The sequence below is a fragment of the Microcoleus sp. BM001215392 genome (assembly GCF_036700185.1).
Taxonomy (GTDB): Bacteria; Cyanobacteriota; Cyanobacteriia; order Cyanobacteriales; family Microcoleaceae; genus Microcoleus.
The window spans coordinates 1-6,866 of the sequence record NZ_JAUBOJ010000393.1 but is presented as its reverse complement, the minus strand read 5'-3'; the positions used below and the strand labels follow the sequence as shown (position 1 = coordinate 6,866).

Annotated in this window: 5 protein-coding genes; 3 read left to right on the top strand and 2 right to left on the bottom strand. The window is 46.2% G+C overall.

Translation table 11 applies throughout. The annotated features are described in order from the left end of the window. Positions 1-163: 163 nt before the first annotated feature. Positions 164-736, bottom strand: a complete 573-nt coding sequence (locus tag QT974_RS28840; RefSeq protein ID WP_333471817.1) for a type II toxin-antitoxin system HicB family antitoxin — start codon at positions 734-736, stop codon at positions 164-166. Between the two features lie 277 nt (positions 737-1,013). Next, complete coding sequence (lepA, locus tag QT974_RS28835; protein ID WP_333471816.1) at positions 1,014-2,828, bottom strand: translation elongation factor 4; 1,815 nt, start codon at positions 2,826-2,828, stop codon at positions 1,014-1,016. Between the two features lie 160 nt (positions 2,829-2,988). On the opposite strand from lepA, the gene QT974_RS28830 reads away from it, so the two are divergent. From QT974_RS28830 to QT974_RS28820, 3 genes are all read left to right on the top strand, one after another. After that, on the top strand, positions 2,989-3,174 hold the full coding sequence (locus tag QT974_RS28830; RefSeq protein WP_333471815.1) for a hypothetical protein: 186 nt from the start codon (positions 2,989-2,991) through the stop codon (positions 3,172-3,174). A gap of 140 nt (positions 3,175-3,314) precedes the next feature. Then, on the top strand, positions 3,315-3,542 hold the full coding sequence (locus tag QT974_RS28825) for a type II toxin-antitoxin system CcdA family antitoxin (RefSeq protein WP_293122805.1): 228 nt from the start codon (positions 3,315-3,317) through the stop codon (positions 3,540-3,542). Between the two features lie 599 nt (positions 3,543-4,141). Beyond that, on the top strand, positions 4,142-6,046 hold the full coding sequence (locus QT974_RS28820; RefSeq protein ID WP_333471814.1) for a GAF domain-containing sensor histidine kinase: 1,905 nt from the start codon (positions 4,142-4,144) through the stop codon (positions 6,044-6,046). Positions 6,047-6,866: the final 820 nt, after the last annotated feature.

Sequence of the window (6,866 nt, the reverse complement as noted above, 5' to 3'; positions counted from 1 at the left end):
TTACTGCCGAAATGCTTCGCCCCTACGAGTATATTTCCAAAAATGAGATGCACCCTGACGGTGACACCAATCTCTTCGGGATTGGCTGCATTAATTCGTTCAGTTAAAACAGGATGATTTTGTTGAAAAAGTGACACACGATCTGTATCTAGTACCCAAAAACTCACTTGACGGCTTCCTCCGCATCCATTTTCCGATAATACTCTTCCATTTCCGCATCTCGATCGCACCGAAGTTGCTGTATATCCTCCAGCACCTCATCAAACAGCGGATTATCTTTATACATTCCAGCAAATTTCATCCAAGGATGTTCCGGTTTGGGCGGTTGAATTGCCAAAGAAATGAGTTCGGCTTTCTCTAGCCGATCGCCCACAACTAAGTTAATATTGGTAATAACTTCTTCTCGGCTATTACCCTCAGCCTTACATTCTTCCCAACCCAAAACCACCGCTTGATACTTTCCCGCTGTTTCCTGTTCAATCAGGACTGTCAAAGCTGGGCGATCGGGTTTTTGGTTTTGGATTTCTAGCGAAATCAGTTCGGCTTTTTCTAAACGGTTCGTTACCAACTGACTGAGATTTGCGATCGCCTCATCGCGAGTATTTCCCTCAGCTTGACATTCAGGTAAACCCAAAACAATCGCTTGATATTTTCCCTCTGTTTCCTGTTCGATGACGGCTGTTAAGGAAAAATTTGTTAATCTTTCAGATGGCTTCAGTAATATTTTGGTATTCATAATAGTAAATTCAAGGAACAATTATATTCTTAATTATAACCGATACTAAATCAGGCTTAAATACTCCGTCAATATCTTAGTCCGCGGAGGCGGACTTTGTTTTTGTAGCCGCGGTTTCAACCGCCGGGTGACTTCAGTCTGCATCCGGGTGACGCAAGTTTTTGTAGCCGCGGTTTCAACCGCCGGGTGACTACAAACAATTAGAAACTACAAAAAACTTGTGCAAAAGTGCGATCGCCCTTAAAGCCGATTAAAGCCGATCGCACCTACAGACAAATTACGAATCGCGATCGAGCTTAAGCACAGCCATAAAAGCCTCCTGCGGCACATCCACAGTACCCACAGACTTCATCCGCTTCTTACCCTTCGCCTGCTTTTGCAGCAACTTCTTCTTCCGCGAAATATCACCGCCGTAACACTTCGCCAACACATCCTTCCGCAAAGCCGGAATATGTTCCGAAGCAATCACCTTCGCGCCAATTGTTGCTTGAATCGGCACCTTAAACTGGTGGCGGGGAATCAACTCCTTGAGTTTTTCAGTCAAGCCGCGGCCCACATTGTAAGCCTTATCCCGGTGGACGATCATCGCCAAAGCATCAACCGGATCGCCATTAATTAAAATGTCCAATTTCACCAGCGGATTTTCGCGATAACCGATGATGTGATACTCCATACTCGCATAACCGCGCGATCGCGATTTCATCTGATCGAAAAAGTCCGTCACCACCTCCGCCAAAGGCAACTCATAAACCAACGTAGTCCGCCCCTGACTCAGATACTTCATATCCATAAAAATGCCCCGCCGATTTTGAGATAACTCCATCAGCGCGCCCACATAAGTTTCCGGCGACAGCATTTCTACGCGCACGTAAGGTTCCTCAATTTTCTCCCGATACTGAGGATCTGGTAAGTGACTCGGATTGTCAATTGTTAACACTTCTCCTTTAATTGTTGTGACTTGATAAACCACAGAAGGAGCCGTAACAATCAAATCCAAATTGTATTCTCTCTCCAATCTTTCCTGCACAATTTCCATGTGCAACAAACCCAAGAAACCGCACCGGAAACCAAATCCCATCGCACTAGAAGTTTCCGGTTCATAGGAAAGCGCCGCATCGTTGAGTTCCAGTTTTTCCAAAGCTTCCCGCAAGTCGGGAAATTGGTCAGCATCGATCGGGAATAAGCCACAAAAAACCATCGGCTTAGCCTCCGTATAACCAGGCCAAGGCTCCGGTGCAGGCTTTTTCACCAAAGTAATCGTATCCCCAACGCGAGCATCAGCTACCGCCTTAATTGCCGCGCCCAGATAACCTACTTCCCCGGCGTGTAGTTCGTCTACTTGCACTTGCGTCGGTGACAAAATGCCCAATTCATCGATGACATATTCCTTCCCCGAAACCATCAACAACACCCGATCGCCCTTTTTGACACTTCCGTCCATCACCCGGAAATACACAATTACCCCGCGATAAGCATCGTAATAACTGTCAAAAATTAGCGCCCGCAGCGGTTTATCAACAGTATCCTGCGGCGGCGGCACCAATTCCACGATCGCCTCCAAAATATCATCAATACCAATTCCTTCCTTAGCAGAAGCCTCAATCGCCCCGCTACAGTCGAGACCGATAATTTCTTCAATTTCTCCTTTCACCCGTTCCGGTTCCGCCCCCGGTAGGTCAATTTTATTTAGAACCGGAATAATTTCTAAATTATTTCCCAAGGCAAGGTAGACATTTGCCAAGGTTTGTGCTTCCACGCCTTGAGAAGCGTCTACCACCAGCAGCGCCCCTTCGCAAGCAGCGAGCGATCGCGAAACCTCATAGGAAAAGTCAACGTGTCCGGGAGTGTCGATCAGATTCAGCACGTACTCCTGACCGTCCTTGGCAGTGTAATTCATCCGAGCCGCTTGCAGCTTGATCGTAATGCCGCGTTCGCGTTCGAGATCCATATTGTCTAAAAACTGCTCCTTCATCTCCCGTGCCTTCACAGTCCCAGTTTGCTGCAACAGCCGATCGGCCAAGGTAGATTTTCCGTGGTCGATGTGAGCAATAATCGAAAAATTACGAATGCGAGATACAGGAACGTTAGTCATAAAACCTATGGGCCAAAGATTGACTTTTGTTGTATTATAAAACTTCATTCAATCTACAGTCATTTATAGTCATTTAGAGACTTAAATAGAATTTAATTTTTTCTCGACCGTGGGTTGACATATCTATTGTATTTATGCTATGTTCACTCGTTGAGCGTGGATGAAACCTCCACCAGCCTCTCAACGAAGCGCTGGCAAAATAATTATTCCCTCACTACAGTTCAGTCAGGTTTCCGGCTGGGGAGCGCTCCCCAGCTTAAAATCATTGGTGACAAGTTGGTTGGTAGCGCTTGACAAGCAGCAGATAATTTGGTCAAATGACGGAAGCGGGACGGTAAGGGTGTAACAAAGTATAGGTTTTCATCCCCTGTGCATCTTTACTAGAGGTACTCCATCACTTCCTTCAAAACACTTCCTTCAAAACAAAAAAGCGTAAATTCCTAGAAGGAATTGAAACTTAAGAATTAAAACTAGGATTTTTTAACTATGAGCGAGTCAAGCATACCCTCCCACAGTTCTTCAGAAAAAGTGGAACTATCTATCCATATAGATTCTGAACTGCTAGACCAAATTAAGCACTTGACAAATGACCCCAGCAAAGTGATTGAAACAGCCATCAAGCAGTGGCTTAGAGGCGATCGCCGCGAAGACGATCAAGCTATGAGTTTGCGCCGCAACCCGCCAGTCCCGCCCCGCGGCGAGTGGAACGACTGAGGCCATTCCGGGCCTCTGCGGCGAAAGCCACTGGTTGTTCGGAGTTCCACAAGCTAACTCCGAACCTCGAAACTCTTGAAGGTGAGGCCAAAAATGCGCCAGCTAGCTCCCGAGTCGAGTTGTTCGCAGCCTCAAATAAGCACATCATCTTCAAAGTCGATGGTTAATCTGTGCAGGCTACTAATTCCTAACTCTTAATTTTGATTTGTTAATGACCCGAAAGGGTGGACAGAAAATGTTTGGAGTATTGAGTTAATCGGTGAATTTAATAATTAATAATTTTTGATTTCATCCATAACTTAAAAACCAATCATGACAGCATCAAATAGTTTTGAAGTATGAGTTTAGTTGAGTAAATAATATAGTTTTCCTTGGTATCGGAATAAGATTTTTCGGGGTGCACTACGAGTGGAACGATCGCTAGCAGCGTCTAGTTCCGCAGTTACCGGATTTGATACAATCGATTAAATATCCGTAACTTCTTAGTTGATTAATAACTCACAACTTAACGATCGAATCCCAAAACAATTTTGAGTATTGATTTTTGTATTAAAAACTCGATACTCAAAAATCCGAAATACTTTCATCCCCAACTCCTGATGGACACTAACACAGATTTTCGGCGATCGAGCCTCGCCTCTACAGCCTTTTTTCAAGAGTTAGGGGCAGAATTAGTATTTACCCAAGATGCAAACGGTAGATATCTATCTTTTTACTGGGAAAAAGCCGAGCAGTACAACCTCATAGCAGCAGAAATTGTCGATCGCCCCCTGAGCGAAACTCTGCAACCCATCGCCCCTGAGCCTTATCTCGATATCCTCCGCAGAGCGATCGAAACCCTGGTACCAGAACGGTTCAGCTATCCATTTTGCCGCGCCGGACAATATTTTTTGTTTGATTTGACAGTCACTGCGCCGATCGACTCAAACGGCCGAGCTACCAAAGTCTTGGTGATGGGAAGGCTGCTGTCAGACAAACCCCCAGAATTCCAGCCAGATTCGGCAGAATTCATCCCTTACCCTGCTTTACCATCCGCCTCAGACGCCAGCCAGCAAATGCTGCTCGCCGCGGGCCGCACCCACGCTCGATCGCTCGCGAACCACTGGGAAATCATCGCCGATCGCAGAATCATCTCCCAAATCGCTCAAAACCTGCACAGAACCCTCGATTTAGAAACAATTTGGCAGCAAACAGTTAACAGTTTGGGTCAAGTATTAAACGCCAGCCGCTGCATCATCTGTTCCTACAAAAAAGACAGCGAAAACCTCAAATCCTCCCCGTCGTCAACCTCAGAAAACCAGCCAAATTTTGCAACCGCAGCAGCCGAATTGCCACAGTCAATAGCCAGCGATACCTCACCTCCCCTGTCATCGGCTCAAATCGAAAATCTCCAATCCAAAACTTTTAAAGTAGTCGCCGAGTACCGCCAAGAAGCTTACTCTTCCATGCTGGGATTAGAACTGCGCGCAGCCGAACAGCCGGGGTGGATTCAAACTTTAGCCACCCTCAAGCCCGTAGCAGTCGATTACGCCTCCCCCGTCACCGATCCCTTCAGTCGCCATTCCGTGCTCGTAGCAGCCAGTTCCTACGAAGACCAACCCAATGCCCTGATCTGTTTGCATCGCTGCGGCACTTCCCCTGCATGGAGTCCTGTCGAACTCGAATTTGCCCGCGAGTTAGTCGCTCAAGTCGGCAGCGCGATCGCCCACGCTACACTTTACCAAGAACTAGAACAAGCCCGCGCCGAAGCCGTAGCTCTTTCCCAACTTAAAAGTCAATTTCTTGCCAATACTTCCCACGAACTCCGCACCCCCCTCAACGGTATCCTCGGCTTCCTGAAACTGGTTGTAGACGGCATGGCCGATGACCCCGAAGAAGCACACCAATTTATCGAAGAAGCTTATCAATCGGCAATACACTTGTTCAATGTGATTAACGATATTTTGGATATCGCCAAAATAGAAGCGGGCAAAATGCAGCTAGACTTAGCTCCGGTCAAACTCAGCGAACTCTTGCAGCAAGTTGAGAATTTTACCCAGGTTCAAGCACAGCAAAAGCAACTGCAATTTCAGATCCAAAAACCAGCCCCCGAAAACGAAATTATTTTGTACGGCAACTACCAACGCCTGTTGCAAGTAATGTTGAACCTCACCGGCAATGCAATTAAATTTACCCAAGAAGGCGGCATTCGCATCAGTACCGAAGTTATCAAGAAAAAAGTGACAGTTCGCGATCGGGAATTCCCCGGAACCGTAAAAATCAGAGTCGCTGATACAGGTATAGGCGTTTCTCTCGACAAGCAAGACAAATTATTTGAGTCGTTTTTTCAGGTGGACGGCGCCCGTACCAGGCAATACGGCGGCACCGGTTTGGGATTGGCTATTTCTCAAAAACTCGTAGAAGCCATGGGCGGCACAGTGAATTTTTACAGCATGGGTGAAGGACTAGGCTCGACTGTTACTTTTACTGTGCCGCTTTATCAAAAACCACTCTTTAAAAATTAAAGCGCAGTAATTGGTCATCCGGACGTTGCACCAATCAGCAATTAGCAACAACCAAAACTAAGCCTCAATAAAAAAATAAAAAATAAATAGCTATCACGGTTCTCAACTTTCTCTTCTGTACTCGCTAGTTGTTTTACAAATCACCAATCAGCAATCACCAATCTGTACCAGCCATTAGAGCATTCCTATAGAGAAGCCATTTGATATCTATTTTGCGTAAATCTCAGAAACCAGAAACCGGGTCGATCTCTATATTTCTCGTCACCCAACCCAAAAACTCGTAGAAACCCGGTTTCTCGACATGAGGGTAAATCTCAGAAACTGGTTTCTATCTATATTTTTCGTCACCCAACCCAAAAACTCAAAGATATCAAATGGGTTCTATAACCCAATACGGTTTACTTAACACTATTTATGCCCGGAGAGCCCCCTCGCATCCCCCTGGTTGTAGGGGGACTTTAAGAGTTTCTTGTCCCCCCCTTTTTAAGGGGGGTTAGGGGTGATCTGTCTTAAGTGAACCGTATTGTTCTATAACCTCGATCGAATAAATGAGGTATAGTTTTAGGCTTGAGATTTGAGATTTTTCATTTTAATTTGAGATTGGCTCCCCTCGGCTCCCCTAGACTCCGTTACTTTGGCTTGCTTCGGCTCCCCTCGGCTACGCCGCAGCGCGAACTTCGACTTGTGCTCTAGTTCGACTACAACACAAGTCGGGGCAAGTCGCTTGCGGGGCAAGATTACCAATTACCAATTAGCGGACATAGCCCAATACGGTTTACTTAACACTATTTATGCCCGGAGATCCCCCTAAATCCCCCTT

Coding starts and splice junctions, on each gene's coding strand:
- QT974_RS28820 (WP_333471814.1), top strand. CDS start 4,142: ATGGACACTAACACAGATTTTCGGCGATCGAGCCTCGCCTCTACAGCC.
- QT974_RS28830 (WP_333471815.1), top strand. CDS start 2,989: ATGAAACCTCCACCAGCCTCTCAACGAAGCGCTGGCAAAATAATTATT.
- QT974_RS28825 (WP_293122805.1), top strand. CDS start 3,315: ATGAGCGAGTCAAGCATACCCTCCCACAGTTCTTCAGAAAAAGTGGAA.
- lepA (WP_333471816.1), bottom strand. CDS start 2,828: ATGACTAACGTTCCTGTATCTCGCATTCGTAATTTTTCGATTATTGCT.
- QT974_RS28840 (WP_333471817.1), bottom strand. CDS start 736: ATGAATACCAAAATATTACTGAAGCCATCTGAAAGATTAACAAATTTT.